This window comes from Hydrogenophaga sp., assembly GCF_019635465.1.
In the GTDB taxonomy this organism is placed as follows: domain Bacteria; phylum Pseudomonadota; class Gammaproteobacteria; order Burkholderiales; family Burkholderiaceae_C; genus Hydrogenophaga.
This window is the reverse complement of sequence record NZ_JAHBZK010000008.1, coordinates 1-19,313: the sequence shown is the minus strand read 5'-3', so window position 1 is coordinate 19,313 and position 19,313 is coordinate 1. Positions and strand designations below refer to the sequence as shown.

At 68.0% G+C, this 19,313-nt stretch carries 13 protein-coding genes; 7 read left to right on the top strand and 6 right to left on the bottom strand.

What is annotated here, in order from left to right; translation table 11 throughout:
• Positions 1-4 precede the first annotated feature (4 nt).
• Positions 5-1,138: a crosslink repair DNA glycosylase YcaQ family protein gene (locus KF871_RS08685; RefSeq protein ID WP_291140778.1), complete on the top strand. Its 1,134-nt coding sequence runs from the start codon at positions 5-7 to the stop codon at positions 1,136-1,138.
• A gap of 2 nt (positions 1,139-1,140) precedes the next feature.
• Positions 1,141-1,329, top strand: a complete 189-nt coding sequence (locus KF871_RS08680; protein WP_291140775.1) for a hypothetical protein — start codon at positions 1,141-1,143, stop codon at positions 1,327-1,329.
• A gap of 16 nt (positions 1,330-1,345) precedes the next feature.
• Here the strand turns inward: KF871_RS08680 and KF871_RS08675 are convergent, their stop codons facing one another.
• The 4 genes from KF871_RS08675 to KF871_RS08660 form a co-directional block, all read right to left on the bottom strand.
• Complete coding sequence (locus KF871_RS08675) at positions 1,346-1,813, bottom strand: RidA family protein (RefSeq protein WP_291140773.1); 468 nt, start codon at positions 1,811-1,813, stop codon at positions 1,346-1,348.
• A 31-nt stretch (positions 1,814-1,844) separates the two neighbouring features.
• The gene (locus KF871_RS08670) at positions 1,845-2,807 is read right to left on the bottom strand and encodes a transglutaminase family protein (RefSeq protein ID WP_291140771.1); all 963 of its coding nucleotides are present in this window, start codon (positions 2,805-2,807) and stop codon (positions 1,845-1,847) included.
• A 30-nt stretch (positions 2,808-2,837) separates the two neighbouring features.
• On the bottom strand, positions 2,838-5,354 hold the full coding sequence (locus KF871_RS08665; protein ID WP_291141276.1) for a circularly permuted type 2 ATP-grasp protein: 2,517 nt from the start codon (positions 5,352-5,354) through the stop codon (positions 2,838-2,840).
• Positions 5,355-5,461: 107 nt separating this feature from the next.
• Complete coding sequence (locus KF871_RS08660) at positions 5,462-8,965, bottom strand: DUF2126 domain-containing protein (RefSeq protein ID WP_291140769.1); 3,504 nt, start codon at positions 8,963-8,965, stop codon at positions 5,462-5,464.
• A gap of 111 nt (positions 8,966-9,076) precedes the next feature.
• On the opposite strand from KF871_RS08660, the gene KF871_RS08655 reads away from it, so the two are divergent.
• The 5 genes from KF871_RS08655 to KF871_RS08635 all read left to right on the top strand — a co-directional run bounded on the left by KF871_RS08655 (position 9,077) and on the right by KF871_RS08635 (position 16,082).
• Positions 9,077-11,464: a DNA internalization-related competence protein ComEC/Rec2 gene (locus KF871_RS08655; protein WP_367172041.1), complete on the top strand. Its 2,388-nt coding sequence runs from the start codon at positions 9,077-9,079 to the stop codon at positions 11,462-11,464.
• 60 nt (positions 11,465-11,524) lie between these two features.
• Positions 11,525-12,967: a circularly permuted type 2 ATP-grasp protein gene (locus KF871_RS08650; RefSeq protein WP_291140766.1), complete on the top strand. Its 1,443-nt coding sequence runs from the start codon at positions 11,525-11,527 to the stop codon at positions 12,965-12,967.
• Between the two features lie 13 nt (positions 12,968-12,980).
• Entirely contained in the window at positions 12,981-13,943 is a 963-nt protein-coding gene (locus KF871_RS08645) for an alpha-E domain-containing protein (RefSeq protein WP_291140763.1), read from the top strand.
• Between the two features lie 169 nt (positions 13,944-14,112).
• The gene (locus KF871_RS08640; protein ID WP_291140760.1) at positions 14,113-15,573 is read left to right on the top strand and encodes a protein kinase; all 1,461 of its coding nucleotides are present in this window, start codon (positions 14,113-14,115) and stop codon (positions 15,571-15,573) included.
• A 14-nt stretch (positions 15,574-15,587) separates the two neighbouring features.
• Positions 15,588-16,082 (top strand): type III secretion system chaperone, encoded by a 495-nt coding sequence (locus KF871_RS08635; RefSeq protein WP_291140756.1) that lies wholly within the window; start codon positions 15,588-15,590, stop codon positions 16,080-16,082.
• An 18-nt stretch (positions 16,083-16,100) separates the two neighbouring features.
• Here the strand turns inward: KF871_RS08635 and mltB are convergent, their stop codons facing one another.
• Together mltB and KF871_RS08625 are read right to left on the bottom strand one after the other, a co-directional pair.
• The gene (gene mltB / locus KF871_RS08630) at positions 16,101-17,180 is read right to left on the bottom strand and encodes a lytic murein transglycosylase B (RefSeq protein ID WP_291140753.1); all 1,080 of its coding nucleotides are present in this window, start codon (positions 17,178-17,180) and stop codon (positions 16,101-16,103) included.
• Positions 17,181-17,193: 13 nt separating this feature from the next.
• Entirely contained in the window at positions 17,194-19,227 is a 2,034-nt protein-coding gene (locus tag KF871_RS08625) for a DUF3488 and transglutaminase-like domain-containing protein (protein WP_291140750.1), read from the bottom strand.
• Positions 19,228-19,313 lie beyond the last annotated feature (86 nt).

The following is a 19,313-nucleotide window of genomic DNA, read 5'->3' as shown; positions in this document are numbered from 1 at the left end:
GCGCATGGCCGCCAGCGCGCTCACGCTCGACGCGCTGCGCCGCCACGCCATCGCACGCAGCCTGTTCAAGCCGTTGAGCCTGCCGGCCGCGGTGCGCCGCTTGGGCTTTGTGCAGGCCGACCCGATGCGCGCCCCGGCGCGCGCGCAAGACCTCATCCTTCACCAGCGGGTGCGCGACTACCGCGCGGGCGACCTGGAGCGCCGCTACGAGCGCCTCGGTCTGGAAGAAGACGCCTTCGTCAACTACGGCTTCGTGCCGCGCGACATGCTGGCCCTGCTGCACCCGCGCACCCCGCGCCAGGGCTGGGACACAGCCACCACGCGCCGCGCACGCGATGTGCTGGCTTTCGTCAGTGAGCGTGGCGTGGCACACCCGCGCGAGGTGGGCGAGGCCTTTGCCCACCACGGCCGCGTGGCCGGGTACTGGGGCGGCGACCTCAACGCCAGCACGCGTTTGCTCGACCACATGCACTACCACGGCTGGTTGCGCGTGCGCCGGCGCGAGGGTGGCACGCGCGTGTACGAAGCCAAGGTGCATGAGCGCCAAGACGATGGCCCCAGCGCCCGACGCGGGCGTGCCGAGGCGCTGGTGGATGCCATCGTCAACCTGTACGCGCCCTTGCCTGCGCCCAGCCTGGGCTACCTCGTCACGCTGTTGCGTTATGGGGCGCCGCACCTGAGCGAGGAGACCCGCGCGGTGGTGAAGGCCGCGCGCACGCGCTACGGCCATGCCGTGGTCGATGGCACCACCTGGTTCTGGCCCGCGGACGAAAACCCCGCCTCGCGCCGATACCGGCCGGACGACAGCGTGCGGCTGCTGGCCCCCTTCGACCCCGTGGTGTGGGACCGGCGGCGCTTTGAAATGCTCTGGGGCTGGGCCTACCGCTTCGAGGCCTATGTACCGGCGCCCAAACGCACCATGGGGCACTACGCCTTGCCCGTGTTGTGGGGCGAGCAGGTGCCTGGTTGGATCAACCTGCGGCTGGAGCGCGGTCGCTTGCGGCGCGACCTGGGTTTTGTAGACGGGCGCGCGCCGCGCGACCCGGCGTTTCGGCGCGGGCTGGACGAAGCGCTGGCGCGCTTCGAGACTTTTCTGGCCGGTTATGGGCGCTCGGCGAGCGCCACCGAGGAGGCGTGAGCGTGGAGCAGGCAGACATCACCGGTGTGGTGATCGTGGTCGTGGTCGGAGTGGTGGCGTTCGCCGTGTCCCGTTTCGCGACGAGGCACTTCGCCCAACGGCGTGCGCAACGCCAGCAGCAGCACAAGGCGGAGGCCGACGCGCCGCAAAGCCGTCAGGTGCGGCGCGCCAATGCGCGCCGAAAACGCTAGGCGCCAGCGCTGAGGCTCAGCCCAGCTCAGCGATCAGCTCGATCTCGACGCAGGCCCCCATCGGGATCTGCGCAACACCAAACGCGCTGCGCGCGTGCGCGCCCACCGGACCAAACACCTCGCCAAACAGTTCGCTGCAACCGTTGGTGACGAGGTGCTGCTCGGTAAAGGTGGGCGTGCTGTTGACCAGGCTCATGAGCTTGACGATGCGTTTCACGTCGTCGAGCGTCTTGCCTGCGGCGGCGCAGGCTGCCTGCAGCGTGCCCATGAGGTCGATGGCGATGGCGCGAGCCGCTTCCTTGCCTTCGGCGGTCTCCAGGGTCAGGCCCAGCTGGCCCACCCAGGGCTTGCCGTCCTTGCGCGCGATATGGCCGCTGATGAAGACCAGGTTGCCGGTCTGCACGAAGGGCACATAGGCCGCGGCGGGGGTGGACACGGGGGGCAGGGTGATGCCCAGTTGTTTGAGCTTGGCGATGGCGCTCATGAATGGCTCCGTTGGATCGTCAGGGAGCGGCTCATTCTATCGACGGTTTTTTGCTCGGCAGATCGAGGTCGCGCCCCTCCAGCTCCGCCGGCGGTGCAACCGTCACCGCCACGTCCAGCGTGTGCTGGGCGCCGCCCTGGATCACGCCGCGCATGGGTGAGACGTCGCTGAAGTCGCGGCCGATGGCCAGGGTCACGTAGTCCTCGCCGGGGCTGCCCCAGCCGCAGCGGTTGTTGGTAGGGTCGAAGTCGAACCACTGCCCGTCCTGGCCGTCGGCGCCAGGGACGAAGAGCGACACCCAGGCATGCGAGGCATCGGCGCCGATGAGCCGCGGCTTGCCCGGTGGCGGCTGCGTGAGCAGGTAGCCACTGACGTAGCGGGCGGGCAGCCCCAGGCTGCGCAGGCAGCCGATCATGATGTGGGCGAAGTCCTGGCACACGCCTTTGCCTTGGGCCAGCGCCTCCAGTGGCGGCGTGGTGACTTCGGTGCTGTCGGTTTCGTAGACCAGCTCGCCATGGATCTTCTCCATCAGCGCGCGCGTGGCCTGCAGCACCGGGCGGCCCGACGCGAAGGCCGGGCGGGCCCATTCGCTGAAGGCCGCATCGCGCGGCACCAGGGGCGACGCGAACACGAACTCGGCGGTCGGCTCGTAGGGGGCGTTGACGCGGTAACGGAAATGCTCGCGCACGCGCTCCCAGGTCATGGCCTTCCAGGGCGCACCCTCGGGCAAGGGCTGTGGCGCCTGCGTGAGCACGGTGCTGTCGGCCAGCACGCTCAGGGCCTCGTGCGGCGCTTGCTGGGCAAAGAAGGTCCGCAGGTTGCCAAAGGCGTCACCGGACTGGTGCATGGCTGCGGGTTCGGGCTCGATGCGCAACTGGTGGGTCAGCACCTGCTGGCTGTCGGTGCCGCGCGGTGACAGGTGCAGCATGTGCTGCGCCATGTCGACCGGACTTTGATAGTGGTAGGTGGTGCGGTGGCGGACGCGAAGCTCCATGGGGCCTCCGTATCGATCGGGTGACCTCGCTCAGATGGCGAAGGTCTGGCTGCGCCGGTCGGCGTGGCTGAAGTGCAGCCGCGCGATGCCGTTGGATAGCTGGACCGCGGCATTCTCGCAGTCGTCGAGCAGACGCTCCAGCGCTGCCCAGTGGCGGCGCCCGTCGGCGCCGCGTTGCCAGTTGCTTAGCTCGGTGAGCTGCCATTGGGACGGATCGGGCAGCTCGCGTGCGAACTCGGCGTCCTGCGGCGCGACGCTGGTGCCCAGGCGGGCCAGCCGCGCGCGCAAGGTCTGCACCACCCAGGCCAGCGAGCGCGGGTTGTCGCGGTCGAGCACCAGCAGATCGATCAGCGCCACCATGTCGCGGCGCTGCTGGTACTGGGCGTGGAAGGTGATGGTGGAGTCGAACAAGGCCACCATGGCCTCGAAACCGCCGGGCTCGTGGATGCTGCCGGTCTCCAGGCCCACGGTCAGTGCGCGCGAGAGCGTGACCAGGCGTTCGATGTGGCGCCCGATGGACAGCAGGCGCCACCCGTCGTCACGCACCATGCGATCGGTCTGCGAGCCGGTGATGGCGGCCAGCATTTCGCTGGCTTCCTGCAGCATGGATTGCGCTTCGCCAGTGGCGTACTCGCCGTCGTCGGCCAGTTGCGCCGCCGACTTGACGAAGCCCGCATGGGTGATTTCGATCAGGTTCCAGTGCTCGCGCGACAGGCGCTCACGCACCTGCGAGGCAGCGGCCTTGATGGACCCCAGGTTGAAGCCCACGCTGAAGGAGGCCTCGGTCTGGGCGTTGTGCGGGCCGGGCGCCAGGTTGGCCATCAGGCAACGCGCAAACACGCGCGACGACTGGCCTGCCTCGGGTGTGTCGGCCACCACCAGGGCGTTTTCACGTGCCACCGCCGACAACCAGGCCAGCAGCGCGGGCGTGCCCGTTTCCTCGCCGTCGAGCTGGTCGAGCACGATCTGCGCAAGCCGCACGGTGTTTTCGGCGCGTTCGGTGTAGCGGCCGAGCCAGAACAGGTTCTCGGCGGCGCGGCTGGTGACGGGGTGCTTCTGCTGTGCGATGGCCAGTGAGCTGTGCTGGGCGTGCAGCAAGGTGGTGTGGTCCACCGGGCCGTCGGTCAGCACCCAGCAATCGGCGCTGCTGCCACCGCGCTGCATGGCGGCCACCATCTGGCCGCGCGGCGCCAGGCGCACCAGGCCGCCGGGCAGCACGCGCCACGACCCTGCGCCGTCGGCCAGTGCGAACACGCGCAGCATGGTCGAGCGCGGCAGGATGCGTTCGTCCGACCAGGTGGGCGTCTGCGACAAGGGCAGCCAGGACTGCACCGTGTGGTCTTCGGGGCGGCGCGCCATGCGCCCGCTCCACTCGTCCAGCTCGCGCGCGCTCAGGCTCTGGCCGATGGCGGTGTCCAGGCCGGAGCGCGGGTAGGTGGGGCGGATCACGCTCTCGCGCAACAGCGGCAGCACGCTGCGCAGCGCCGCGTCCTCGCCGCACCACCAGGTGGCCAGCGATGGCAGCGCCAGCGACTCGCCCAGCAGGTGCTCGCTGATGGCGGGCAGGAAGCCCAGCAGCGCGCTCGATTCGAGCGGCGCCGAGCCGGGCGCGTTGGCCAGCAACAGGTTGCCGGCGCGGATGGCCTGCAACAGCCCAGGCACGCCCAGGGTGGAGTCGGTGCGCAGCTCCAGCGGGTCGAGCCACTCGTCGTCCAGGCGCTTGATGAGCGCGTGCACCGGCTCCAGGCCGCCCAGCGTCTTGAGGTAGACGCGCTGATCGCGCACGGTGAGGTCGTTGCCCTCGACCAGCGTGAGGCCGAGGTAGCGCGCCAGGTAGGCGTGCTCGAAGTAGGTTTCGTTGTAGGGGCCGGGCGTGAGCAGCGCGATGCGGGCGTTGGCGCCTTCGGGCGCCATGGCCTTGATGCCCTCCATCAGCGCGCGGTAGCTGGCCGCCAGGCGTTGCACCCGCATGGCCGCGAACGCCTTGGGGAACTGGCGCGATACGGTGATGCGGTTCTCGAGCAGGTAGCCCAGACCGGATGGCGCCTGCGTGCGCTGGCCCACCACCCACCAGCGCCCGTCAGGCCCGTGGGCCAGGTCGAAGCCGATGATGTGCAGCCAGGTGTCACCCAGCGGGCGCACACCCTGCATGGCGCGCAGGTAGCCGGGGTGGCCCTGCACGAGTGCGGCCGGCAGCAGGGCGCGCTTGAGCAGTTCGCGCTCGCCGTACAGGTCGCCCAGCATGGCGTTGAGCAAGCGCGCCCGCTGCAGCACGCCGACCTCGATCTGTGCCCAGTCCTGGGGACTGAGGATCATGGGGAACAGATCGAGCGCCCAGGGGCGCTGCAGACCGCGGGCGTCGGCATAGACGTTGTAGGTGACCCCGTTGTCGCGCACCTGGCGTTGCAGGTTGTCGGCGCGACGGTTCAGATCGGCCAGGCCCTCCTGCCCGATGTGGTCGAAGAAGGCGGCCCAGTCCGGTGCCAGGCCATGGGGGCCGTCGCCGCGCAACTCGTCCAGGTGCCCCGGGTCGGCCGGGACAGCCATGGACATGGCCCACTCACCCGGGTGTTCGGGGATGAGTTCGCCAAAGAGGGAGTCGCTGGGGTCGGTGTTCACGGCGCGCAGTATGCCTGCGAGATGTCATCGTGATGTCACGCCCGAAGGTCGAGCGTGCATGGGAATTCACGGTTGACGCCTTCGGCGCGGACCTGCATGCGGCCGGGGGTGTGGCCCATCTGGAAAAAGCGCGCCAGACGCCGGCTTTCGGCTTCGAACGCGTTGATGGGGAAGGTGTCGTAGTTGCGCCCGCCCGGGTGCGACACGTGGTACTGGCAGCCGCCCAGGGAGCGCTCCATCCAGGTGTCCACGATGTCGAAGGTGAGCGGTGCGTGCACGCCGATGCCAGGGTGCAGGGCCGACGGTGGCGCCCAGGCCTTGTAGCGCACACCGGCCACGAACTCGCCGGCCACGCCGGTGTTGTGCAGCGGCAGCACGCGGCCGTTGCAGGTGATGCTGTGGCGGCGGTCGGTCCAGCCGCGCACGTGCACCTCCAGCCGCTCCAGCGAGGAGTCGACGTAGCGCACGGTGCCGCCCGGGGCGCCTTCTTCGCCCATCACGTGCCAGGGCTCCAGGGCGCTGCGCAACGTGACTTCGATGCCACGTGCGGACACCTGCCCGATCAGCGGGAAGCGGAACTCGAAGTGCGGCGCAAACCAGGCCATGTCGAAGCCGTAGCCGAACTGGCGCAGCTCGTCGATCACGTCCTCGAAGTCCATGCGCAGGTAGGTGGGCAGCAGCCAGCGGTCGTGCAGCTCGGTGCCCCAGCGCGCCAGCGGTACCTTGTAGGGCGCTTGCCAGAAGCGCGCCACCAGGGCGCGCAGCAGCAGTTGCTGCGCCACGCTCATGTGGGCATGCGGCGGCATCTCGAAGGCGCGCAGCTCCAGCAGGCCGAGGCGCCCGGTCGGGCCGTCGGGCGAGTACAGCTTGTCGATGCAGAACTCGCTGCGGTGCGTGTTGCCGGTGACGTCGATGAGGATGTTGCGCAGCGTGCGGTCGACGAACCAGGGCGGCACGTTGTTGCCGTAGACGGCGCGCGCGTTCTCGATCTGCGACAGGGCGATCTCGAGTTCATAGAGCTGGTCGTTGCGCGCCTCGTCCACGCGCGGGGCCTGGCTGGTCGGACCGATGAACAGGCCGCTGAACAGGTACGACAGCGAGGGGTGGTTGTGCCAGAAGGCGATCAGGCTGCCGAGCAGGTCGGGCCGGCGCAGGAAGGGCGAATCGGCCGGCGTGGCGCCGCCCAGCACGAAGTGGTTGCCACCCCCGGTGCCGGTGTGGCGGCCATCGGTCATGAACTTCTCGGCGCACAGGCGCGTCTGGTGCGCGGCCTCGTACAGGAACTCGGTGTGCTCGACCAGCTCGCCCCAGTTGTGCGCCGGGTGGATGTTGACCTCGATGACGCCGGGGTCGGGCGTGACCTGCAGCATCTTCAGACGCGGATCGCGCGGTGGCGGGTAGCCCTCGAGCACCACCCGCACGTTCAGGCGCTCGGCGGTGTCTTCGATGGCGGCGAGCAGGTCGAGGTAGTCGTCCAGGCGCGACAGCGGCGGCATGAACACATAGAGGTGCTGGCTCTTGCCGCCCTTGAGCTTTTCGGCCTTGGGGCCGTTGGCGCGCTGCGGGTCGCGCGCCTCGATGCACAGCGCGGTGCGGGTGAGCCAGCCACCCGATTCGCCACGCTGCGGAAAGCGCGATGACAGGGTCTGCGGGCCGCTGGCGAGCGCGCCCTCGCCACTGCCGCCACTGTCGCCGCTTTCACCGCTTTTGCCGGTGCCCGCGCCACCCGGCACGCCGCTGCCGGCCAGCGTGGTGCCTTGCAGCGCCACGGTGCCGCCCTCGGCGAAGCCGCCGCCCATGGTGTGCGGGGCGATCTGGGTGCGCAGCGTGCTGCCGGTGGGCAAGGGCTCGCGTGGCGCGAACGGGTCCTGCTCGATGTGGAAGGGGTACTCGCCCGAGGACACCCAGGGCAGCGAATCCAGCGGCAGGCGATAGCCCATGGGCGAGTCGCCCGGCACCAGGTACATGCGCTCGTCGCGGAAGAACCAGGGCCCGGTCGACCAGATGGTGCCGGCCAGCCCCGGGTTGCCGGCGTTGGCCTGCAGCGGCAGCACATAGCCCACCACCGCCTCCAGCCCCTGGCCGAACACACGGCGCAAGCGCGCGCGTTCCAGCTCGTCGTCGAGCTTGCTGTCGAAAGGGTCGACGTTGACCGGCAGGCGGCGTTCGCGCCACAGGTAGTACCAGGTGTCTTCGTGGCCGGGCGTGATGAAGCGGGTGGTGAGGCCGAGGCGGCGCGCCAGCGCCTGGGTGAAACGGCGCGCATCGTCGCTGGTGTAGTGGGCCTCGTCGCGCTCGTCGGCCAGCAGCGAGGGGTTGTGCCAGCAGGTGTGGCCGTCGGTGCGCCAGAACACCGACAGCGCCCAGCGCGGCAACTGCTCGCCCGGGTACCACTTGCCCTGGCCCATGTGCACAAAGCCGCCAGCGCCATAGCGCTCGCGCAGGCGATCCACCAGTTCGGTGGCGTAGCCGCGCTTGGTGGGGCCGAGTGCGTCGGTGTTCCATTCGGCCGCGTCGCGGTCGCTGGTGGCCACGTAGGTGGGCTCGCCACCCTGCGTCAGGCGCACGTCGTGGCGCTCCAGGTCGGCATCGACCTGCTCGCCCAGGGCCAGCACCGCGGCCCACTGGTCGTCGGTGTAGGGCTTGGTCACGCGCGGCGATTCGTAGATGCGCGTGACCTTCATGTGGTGCTGGAAGTCGACCTCCGACTCGTCCACCCCGCCTTCCACCGGCGCCGCGCTGCCGGGCTGCGGCGTGCAGGCCAGCGGAATGTGGCCTTCGCCGGCCAACAGGCCCGAGGTCGGGTCCAGGCCGATCCAGCCGGCGCCCGGCAGGAACACCTCGCACCAGGCGTGCAGATCGGTGAAGTCGGCCTCGGGGCCGCTCGGGCCGTCGATGGCCTTGACGTCGGGTGTGAGCTGAATCAGGTAGCCCGAGACAAAGCGCGCCGCCAGACCGAGGTGGCGCAGCAGCTGCACCAGCAGCCAGCCGGTGTCGCGGCAGGAGCCGAGCTTGCGCTGCAGCGTCTGCTCCGGCGTCTGCACGCCGGGCTCCATGCGGATGGTGTAGGCGATGTCGCGCTGCAGGCGCTGGTTGAGCTGCACCAGGAAGTCGATCGTGCGCATGGGCGTGCGGTCGACGCTGTCGAGGAAGGCCTTGACCAGCGGGGTGGGTGGCTCGGCCACCAGATACGGTGCCAGTTCGGCCTTCTGCGCCTTGTCATACTGGAACGGCACCTGCTCGGCGCTGGGCTCGAGGAAGAAGTCGAACGGGTTGTGGACCGCCATCTCGACCACGAGATCGATGGTGATCTTGAACTCGGTGGTCGGCTCGGGAAACACCAGCCGCGCCTGGTAGTTGGCGAATGGATCCTGCTGCCAGTTGATGAAGTGGTTGGCGGGTTCGATGCGCTGCGAATACGACAGCACCTTGGTGCGCGAATGCGGCGCCGGGCGCAGGCGGACCACTTGCGGACCCAGTCGCACGAGGCGGTCGTATTGGTAGTGGGTGATGTGGCTCAGGGCGACGTGGATGGCCATGCGACAGGGCTTTCAGGGAGGACGACAACAATGAGCCAATCGGCGGTAGGGCGCGCCCGCGCGCGCCTGGCGGGCATGCTAGCAAGAGCTGCGCCACAACGCCATGACAGCGTGGTCCAGCGGACATCGCACTGGCGATCCGGCTGGGCCATGCTGGGCTGGGTGGCTGGCGTGGCCTGGCAGTTGCAGCAGCCCGAAGTGTGGCCCCTCGCGGTGTACGCATCGCTCGTCGCCGTGGGGCTGCTGGGTTTGTGCCTGCGCGTGCGCCTGGCCTGGTTGCTGGCCGGGCTGGCCCTGGCTGTGGGCACGTGCGGCTGGCGCGCCCAGCACCGGCTGGCCGATCGGCTGGACCCGCAGCTTGAAGGCGTGGACATTGCGGTGGTCGGGCGCATTGCGTCCTTGCCGAGCCGCAGCCCACTGGGTGAGGTGTTTCAGTTCGCGGTGGAACGGGCGTCGCAGGACGGCGCGCCACGTGCCTTGCCGGCCCGGTTGCAGCTGAGCTGGTACCGCCAGGAGCGTGCGGCCGATGACGCACGCGGAGACGGGGCCCCGACAACCAATGGCGGGAGCGTACAGGCGGGGGAAACGTGGGCGTTCACCGTGCGTCTCAAGCGCCCACACGGCAGCCTCAACCCCCACGGTTTCGATCGCGAGGCCTGGTTGTGGCAGCACGGCATCGGCGCCACCGGCTACGTGCGAGCCGGCGTGCGCGACCCGGTGCCTGAGCGTGTGTCGGGCGCGCCGTGGTGGACGGTGGACCGCTGGCGCCAGCGCATCGTGCAGCGCATCGACCACGAGCTGGGCGAGCGGCCGGCCGCCGGCGTGCTCGCAGCGCTGGCGGTGGGCGACCAGTCGGCCATCGACCGGCCGGACTGGGACCTGTTTCGCGCCACCGGGGTGGCCCACCTGATGGCCATCAGCGGCCTGCACATCACCGGCTTTGCCTGGCTGGCCACGGCATTGGTGGGTGTGTTGTGGCGCCAGGTGGCCCGGCGCTGGCCGGCGCTGGCGCGGCATTGGCCACGCAGCCGCGCCACAGCCTGGGGCGGCGTCGGCCTGGCCGCGGCCTACGCCGTGCTGGCCGGCTGGGGCGTGCCGGCCCAACGCACGGTGCTGATGCTGGCGCTGGTGGTGGGCCTGCGCCTGGGTTTGCGGCGTTGGCCCTGGCCGGCCCTGTGGTTGACGGTGATGGCGGTGGTGCTGGCGCTGGACCCCTGGGCGTGGCTGTCGGCAGGGTTCTGGCTCAGCTTCGTGGCGGTCGCCATCCTGTTTGCGGGCGATCCGGGTCAGGCCGCAGGCGAGGGCAGGTACTCGGCCTTTCGCCGCTGGCTGGCGCCACTGATGGGTTTGCTGCGCGAGCAGTGGCTCATGACCCTGGCGCTGGCGCCGCTGAGCCTGGTGCTATTCGGGCAGGTGTCAGTGGTGGGCCTGGTGGCCAACCTGGTGGCCATTCCCTGGGTCACGCTGGTGGTGACGCCGCTGGCAATTGGTGGGGTGGTGGTGCCCTGGGTCTGGCACTGGGCTGCGGGGGCGGTGGACGCTCTGGGCGCGGGCCTGCAGTGGCTGGCGTCCTGGCCCTGGGCCGTGTGGACGCGCCCGGTGGCGCCCATGCCCCTGGCCTTGGCAGCGGTGGTGGGTGGCGCCTTGCTGGCGTTGCGCCTGCCACCGTTGTGGCGCGCTGCCGGCGCGCTGCTGCTGGTGCCCGCGCTGGTGCAGACCCCCTGGCGGCCCGATCCTGGCCAGGTCGAGGTAATGGCGCTCGATGTGGGGCAGGGCAGTGCGGTGCTGGTGCGCACCGCGCACCACGCCCTGGTGTTCGACGCCGGCCCGCGCTGGAACCCCGAGGCCGACGCCGGAGACCGCATCGTGCTGCCCCTGCTGCGGTCGCTGGGTGTGCGCCCGGACCTGATCATGATCAGCCACCGCGACAGCGACCACGCCGGCGGCGCCCAGGCCTTGCGCGACGCCTTCCCCGAGGCACAGTGGCGGTCGTCCTACGACGACGATGCCGAGCACCACTGCCTGGCTGGCCAGCAATGGACATGGGACGGCGTGCGCTTCGACGTGCTGCACCCCAGCCCGTCGGACTACGCACGCCCTGGCATGTCGACCAACGCCATGTCCTGCGTGCTGCGGGTGACGGCGGGCGAGCACAGCGCCTGGCTCACCGGCGACATCCCCGCCGCGCAGGAGGTGCCGCTGGCGCTGGCCCGCCCCGACTGGCGCGCCACGCTGCTGCTGGCGCCCCACCACGGCAGCGCCAGCTCGTCCAGCCCGGTGCTGCTCAACACCCTGCGGCCACAGCAGGTGATCGTGCAGTCCGGCTACCGCAACCGCTTTGGCCATCCGGCCGAGGTGGTGGTGGCGCGCTACGAGGCGCGTGGCATCAACTGGGTGGCCACGCCGCAGTGCGGGGCGGCCACCTGGCGCAGCGATCAACCAGACCGTGTGCGGTGCGAGCGGGAGGTGGGGCGGCGGTACTGGCATTGGCGGGATTGACCAATATCAGCCACGCCTGGCCCGGAGCTTGCTATCCTGCCGGGCAGGAGAAAAACCGCCATGAGCAGTCGCCCGAAGTTCGACGAAATGAACGCCACGCCGACCGAAGTGCGTGAGCACTACATGCAATACGCGCGATGGCTGGCCGAGCAACCCGACGATGTGATGGCCGCCCAGCGCGAAGAGGCGGAGATGATCTTCCGCCGTGTGGGCATCACCTTCGCGGTCTACGGCGCCAAGGACGAAGACGGCGCCGGTACCGAGCGCCTGATTCCCTTTGACCTGATACCGCGCATCATCCCGGCCCACGAGTGGCACTCGATGGAGGAGGGGCTGGTGCAGCGCGTGACGGCGCTCAACCGCTTCATCCACGACGTCTACCACGAGCAGGAAATCATCAAGGCGGGCGTCGTGCCGGCCGACCAGGTGTTCCAGAACGCACAGTTCCGCCCCGAGATGATGGGCGTGGACGTGCCGCATCAGATCTATTCGCACATCTCGGGCATCGACATCGTGCGTGCACCCAACGCGCAGGGCGAGGGCGAGTATTACGTGCTCGAAGACAATCTGCGTGTGCCCAGCGGCGTGAGCTACATGCTCGAGAACCGCAAGATGATGATGCGGCTGTTCCCCGAGCTGTTTGGCGAGAACCGCGTGGCCCCGGTGGCGCATTACCCCGACTTGCTGCTCGAGACGTTGCGCGCCGTGAGCCCGGCCACCACCGCCGAGCCGACCGTGGTGGTGCTCACCCCCGGCATGTACAACAGCGCCTACTTCGAGCACGCCTTCCTGGCACAGCAGATGGGCGTGGAACTGGTCGAAGGCCAGGACCTGTTCGTCAAGGACAACTTCGTCTACATGCGCACCACGCGTGGCCCCAAGCGGGTGGACGTGATCTACCGCCGCGTGGACGACGACTTCCTCGACCCGCTGGTGTTCCGCCCCACCTCCACGCTGGGTTGCGCCGGGCTGCTGGGCGTCTACCGCATGGGCAATGTGGCCATCTGCAACGCGGTGGGCACCGGCGTGGCCGACGACAAGTCGATCTACGCCTACGTGCCCAAGATGATCGAGTTCTACCTGGGGCAAAAGCCCATCCTCAACAACGTGCCCACCTACATGGGCCGCAACCCCGAAGACCTCAAGTACATCCTGGCCAACATCAAGGACCTGGTGGTCAAAGAGGTGCACGGCGCGGGCGGCTACGGCATGCTGGTGGGGCCGGCCTCCACCAAGGCCGAGATCGAGGACTTCAAGAAGGCGGTGATCGCCAAGCCGGACGGCTACATCGCACAGCCCACGCTGTCGCTGTCGACCTGCCCGACCTTCGTGCAAAGCGGTGTCGCGCCGCGTCACATCGACCTGCGGCCGTTCGTGCTGTCGGGCAAGGAGGTGCAGATGGTGCCCGGCGGCCTCACGCGCGTGGCGCTCAAGGAAGGGTCACTGGTGGTGAACTCGTCGCAAGGCGGTGGCACCAAGGACACCTGGGTGCTGGAAGACTGAACGGGAGAAATACATGCTGTCTCGCACCGCCGATCACCTGTTCTGGATGTCGCGCTACATCGAGCGCGCGGAAAACACCGCACGCATGCTCGACGTCAACTACCAGACCTCGCTGCTGCCGCAGTCGGCCGCTGTGGCGCAAGTGGGCTGGGAAGGCCTGCTCACCATCAGCGAGCTGATGCCGGCGTTTCGCGCCAAGTACGGCGACAACGCCATCACCCCGCGCAACGTGCTCGACTTCATGGTGCGCGACGAGAACAACCCGTCCAGCATCGTGGCCTGCCTGCGCGCGGCGCGCGAAAACGCCCGGGCGGTGCGCGGTGCGCTGACCACCGAGCTGTGGGAGATGCAGAACCAGACCTGGCTTGAACTCACGCGCCAGCTGCACGGCAAGACCTTCGAGCGCGACCCGGGCCAGTTCTTTGAATGGGTGAAGTTCCGCTCGCACCTCTCGCGCGGCGTGGCCATTGGCACCATGCTGCAGGACGAGGCCTTCCACTTCTACCGCATGGGCACCTTCCTGGAGCGCTCCGACAACACCGCGCGATTGCTCGACGTGAAGTTCCACGCCATCCACAGCGACTTCTTCGGCGCGGCCAGCGAGCTCGATCAGGAGTACGACTTCTACCACTGGAGCGCCATCCTGCGCAGCGTCAGCGGCTTCGAGGTCTACCGCAAGGTTTACCGCGACGTCATCACGCCCGAGCGCGTGGCCGAGCTCATGATCCTGCGCGCCGACATGCCGCGCAGCCTGGCCGCCAGCTTGAACGAGGTGGTCAACAACCTGGCCGTGGTGGCCAACGACCACAGCAACGAAACCCTGCGCCGCGCCGGCAAGCTCAAGGCCGAGTTGCAATACGGCCGCATCGACGAAATCCTGGCCACCGGCCTGCACGCCTTCCTCACCCAGTTCCTCGACCGCGTGAACGAGCTGGGCTGGCGCATCAGCCAGGACTTTCTGGTGCCGGCGGGGTAGGTCATCTCGCAGGCAAGCGGGTCCGGCCAGGTTGGCCCGCGAATGTGCGCTTTCGCTCGCCCATCAGGGAACCATCAACAAGCACCTGCCACACAGGTCGTACCCGAAGCCGTCGCCATGCACGGCTGTTCGCAGCGTTCAGGCTGCTTTGTCTCTGGTACAGACCGTCATGCAACGCATCAACATCTACTCCGCCACGGTAGGCGATCTGCAATCTCTTGCCATGAAGGCGGGACGAATCCGCCTCAAGAATAACGAGTTGTATGTGCGCCCGCATCGCAGCGGGAACCTGGTGAATCGTGCGGTCGAATCCTTGGTGGGTTTGACGACCACCAAGCGGCAGGTCTTGTTGACGGCGATGCAGTCAATCTGCGCCCGACAGGGTGTGAACTTCGACGCTGCCATGAAAGACGGCTTGGGTAAAGACGCATGGGCTCGGGTCGAATCTGGCAAAGGTGACCTCAAGGCCGATCACATTTCCAAGGCGTTGGACAGATTCACGCAGCTTTCCGATAACCGGGTGATTGAGATAGGAGATGTCATTGGTAAGGGGGGGGCTGGCCGGGTTAAGCGTGCACGGTTTCACAATGATGGCCAAACCTACGCGTTGAAGGAGGTGTTGGAAAATAAATGTGACGCCCCTGGTTTAAAAGAGAAGCGTCTTGAAGTCCAGCGCCGAGAGGTGGTTGCTCACCAAATTGCCGCCAGAACTCGTATACCTGGATGCGAAGTCTCCTATGTTGTCGACACCCAAGGGCTGGTCAATTATGTTCCTACTGGCGACACATACCAAGTAATGAGTTTAGGTCTGGCGAGTGGAGATATGGGCATCAATAAAGACAAAATGGCTGCGCTGAACAGCGAGATAAATAGGACCAACGCGTCCTTGGTTCAGCGGGGTGAGGATGTCTTGGACGAAGCAGGTAGGCGAAGAATCAAGGAAGCCGGTGTAAAGCCAGGCTTTGACGTGTTTGCCGCACACTGTGCAGACCCCACCTCCAAGCTGAGTGTGCTTGATTGGACCAATGGTTTGCGCCAGATTCATTTGGCGGGTATTGCTCATCGAGACATCAAGCCAGAGAACTACCTGCTATCTTCAAAAGGCGTGTGGCAACTCACCGATTTCGGGGTGGCAGGTGCTGAGAACTCGCGGTTTTACTCGGCGGCGGAAGAAATTACTCCATACGCGACCGGCAATGGCAATGATTGGCAAAAGGCCCCCGAGTGGTTGGTCAGCGAGAGCAAGCAAGGATCCGGCTACTACGAGGTCGGGCACAAAGCTGATGTGTTTTCGCTGGGCGTGGCAGTCTTTCGGCACTTGACCGGTGGAAGACTGCCATTTGAAGGTCCTCCCGAGATTTGGTCTAGTACGGTCCACACGGCGCATTACGTTGACAGGGTGATTTCGTATGCCAATTCGGATCTGAATCTCACGTTCTCGGATTGGTATAAACAGGACACCGACGTCGAAATTCCCAAGGAATGGCAGAACTTCTTCAATATGACTTTGTGCCCCGACCCCGCGCAGCGCGCCTCGGCAGAGCAGCTGGCCCAACTGGAAATCTTTCAGGGCTTGCAGGCCAACGAATCCGATCTCAGAAACGAACTGCTGACACGGGCAGGTCACTGAGTCGATACCAACGAATGTCTCCGGTAGCACGTTTTGCGGAATACACCATGAGTGAGCCATCGAAGGAAATGAACAGCCTGCTCGAGGCTTTGGGGCCGGCAATGGATGACTTGGTGCGTGTGTCATTCGACCCCGAGGCCACCGCTTGGACGCTGGCGTTCGACGACGACGCCTTGCTGCTCGAATGGGATGCCGATCTTGATTGCCTGATGGTGCAGGCCTTGCTGGGCAATCCGCCCGAGCACGCCCAGTTGGCGGCATACCGGGCCGCTCTTGCCTTCAACGGATCATGGCGGCATCAAGGCAACGCGCGCATCGCCATGGTCGATGCCGATGGCGATCTGGCATTGATGGTCGAGTTGCCTGCGACGGGCCTGACGACGCAGACATTGCTCAGCGTGTTGACTGGCTTCAGATCCATGGTCCAGGCATGGCGGCAAGTGGTCATGGGTGTTCCCGGTGAAGTGACCGTAGAAAGCGACGCCGCACCGTTTGCGTTCAAGGTTTGAACGCCCGCTCGGGCGCCGTCAGCGGCCGGCCCCCGCCTTCACCGCCTCCCCCAACTCAATCACCGCCATCGCGTAATAACTGCTCCAGTTGTAGCGCGTCACCACATAGAAGTTGTCGGTGCCGGCCACGTAGCTGGGCGGTGCGTCGGCGTTTTGCAGCTCCACCAACGCCAGCTTGCCGGGGTGTTGCAGGGCGGGGCCGTCGAGCACGGCGCCTTTGGCGGTGAAGGCCTCGACGCTGAAGCTGGGCAGGATGTCGGGGGCCAGCAGGGTTTCGAGGTCGAGCTTGTTGTCGTCGAAGCGCACCGGGTAGTGCGTGGGCATGCCGGTTTGCCAGCCGAAGGTCTTGAAGTAGTTGGCCACAGAGCCGATCACGTCGGCCTGGCTGTTGAACAGGTCGACCTTGCCATCGCCGTCGAAGTCGATGGCGTAGTTGGCCCAGCTGCTGGGCATGAACTGCGGCCAGCCCATGGCGCCGGCAAAACTGCCGAGCAGGCTGTGCGGGTCGATGTCGCTGCGCTGGCACAGAGCCAGCAGTTGCTCCAGCTCGTCGCGAAAGAAGGCGCTGCGCGTGGCCGCGCGCGGGTGCACGCTCGGGAAGTCGAACGCCAGGGTGGTGATGGCGTCCATCACCTTGTGGGTGCCGGTGTGGCGGCCATAGAGCGTTTCGACACCGATCACGCCCACCACGAGCGAGGCGGGCACGCCGAACTGGGCTTCGGCGCGCGCCAGGGTGTCGCGGTTGTCTTGCCAGAAGCGCTGGCCGGCGGCGAGGCGGATGGGTTCGATGAAGCGCGCGCGGTAGGCGGCCCAGTTCTTGGGCACGCCGGTGGGCGGCGGGGTGACGCCGCGGATGGCGGCATCGAGCTTGCGGGCGCGGCCGATCTGCTCGCGCACCCAGGTGGCGTCCAGGCCGCGGCGCTGGGCAAGGTCATCGGCGAAGGCCATGGCCGCAGGGACATCGCGGTACAGCGGGCCGGCGTCGGCCACAGGTGCACCGGCGCGGCGTTTGGCGGGGATGTCGGTCTGTGACCAGACCGGGGCGGCTGACAGGGCGGGTGCGCTGAGCAGGGCGGCAAACAGATCGCGGCGATTCATGGCCCCGATTTCATCACGACGACGCGCGGGCGGGCCACGTCATCTGGCGCCATTGACGGCGCAGCTCGCCCAGCGAATCGGTGGACTGTGGCGCGTAGCGCAAGGCCTCCAGCCGAAGCAGCCATTCGCTCACCGCCCGGGCCGGCTCGTCGCCCCATTGGGCGCGGGCGCGTTGGGCCAGTTCGCGCGCGGGGGTGGCGTCAGTCGAACTCACACCCCGCTTGGTCAGCTGGCGCCGTGCATCGCCGAGCAGGCGCAACCAGGGGTCCTGTCGGTGGCGCTCCCATTGGGTCCAAAGGGCGCCGGCCGAGCTGGCCACGACCACCAAGGCCAGCAACAGGTAAGCCAGGTCTTCCCAGGTGGGCGCGTCCACGCCCAGCGAGCGCAGCAGCTCGAACTGGCTGTCTTGCGTGTAGTTGAGCACCCACTGGTTCCAGCTGTTGTTGAGCGCTTCCCAGTTGGCGCGCAGCAGGGCGATGAGGTTGGGGCTGATGGCGGCCTCGATGGCGCCGGCCAACGCGCCGGTGGGTGCGCGCAGGCGCTGCACCGAACCCACGCGGCCCGGGAAGACCGAGCCGGTGGGGTCCACGCGCACCCAGCCGCGGCCCTGCAGCCAGACCTCGGTCCAGGCGTGGGCGTCGCGCTGGCGCACCACCCAGTAGCCGTCGACGCCGTTGAGCTCGCCGCCCTGGTAGCCGGTGACCACACGCGCCGGAATGTCCATGGCGCGCATGAGCACGGCAAATGCGCTGGCAATGTGCTCGCAGAAACCCGCCTTGCGGTCGAACCAGAACTCATCGGCCGTGTGTTGGCCGTACACGCCGGGCTCCAGTGTGTAGCTGTAGCCGCCGGTGCGCAGCCGCTGCAGTGCGGCGTCGACCAGGGCCGGCGCATTCTGCGGGCCCGGGCCGAACTGCTTGCGCAGGTCGTGGGCAAGTTGCAGGGTGCGCGGGTTGAAGCCTGGCGGCAGCTGCAGGTAGTCCTGCAGGCCCAGGCTGGTGTTCAGCGGCCCGTGCTCGAAGCTGAGGTGGCTCTGCGCCCGGTAGCGCACCAGCGAGGCGATGGGACGCTGAGCGATCCATTGCAGCTCGGGCGTCATGCGCACGCGGTTGTTGGGCAGCACGGGCGCCTGGGTGGCGGCCTCCAATACAAACAGCCAGCGGCGGCGGTGTGGCTCCAGCGTGACCTCGTAGCTGATGGCTTCGCCCTGCGGTCGCAGGTCGGCCGCCAGCTGCAGGCGCGAAGGGAAGTCGGATGCCAGGGGCTGCCACTGGCGACCGTCGAAGCGGCTGAGCACCGGGCCACGGAAGTAGCTCAGGCCGGCGGGTGGCGGCGGACCATCGAAGCGCACGCGAAAGGCGATGCTGTCGTCCAGCGCGAGCGAGGCGATGTCGCCCACCCGCATCTCTTCGGACAGGCCGCTGGTGCCGCTGGGGTTGTTGTTGGGCACGCCCCACAACGGCGACAGCCGCGGGAACAACAGGAACAGCACCAGCATGATGGGCGCGCCCAGCAAGGCCATGCCACCGGCGATGCGCGCGGCCTGCGCCAGCGGTGGCCGACCCACCGGCATGTGGGCGTTGACCACGGCGGTCAACAGGCCGAGCAGCGCCACGAGAATGCCCGCCGCCGTGACCAGCGACTGCGAATAGAAGAAGTGCGTGAGCAGCGTGAAGAAGCCCAGAAAGAACACCACGAAGGCGTCGCGGCGGGCGCGCAGCTCCAGCGTCTTGAGCGCGAGCAGCACCACCACCAGCGTGACGCCCGCGTCCTGCCCCACCAGCGTGCCATGGCTGACCCAGGTGGCCACCAGCGCGAGGGCCAGCACCGCGGCGCGCCAGGGCCAGCCGGGCAGGGGGCTCGCCTTCAATGCCAGCCAGGCCCGCCACAGCAGCACGCCGGCGGTGAGCGCGGTGGTCCACACCGGGATGTGTGCCGCCTGCAGTGCCACCACCCAGGCAATGACCGCCAGCAGGAACAGCGTGTCGCGGGCGTCGCGCGGCAATGCCGTCGGCGACCGCAGCGCGAGGAGCGGGGTGCTCAGCACAGCGCCAATGCCTCCAGGCAGCGTTGGCGATGGGCCGGTCCCTGGTCGGGGGCGATTTCTCGCCCCGCCGCGCGAAGGCCGTAGTC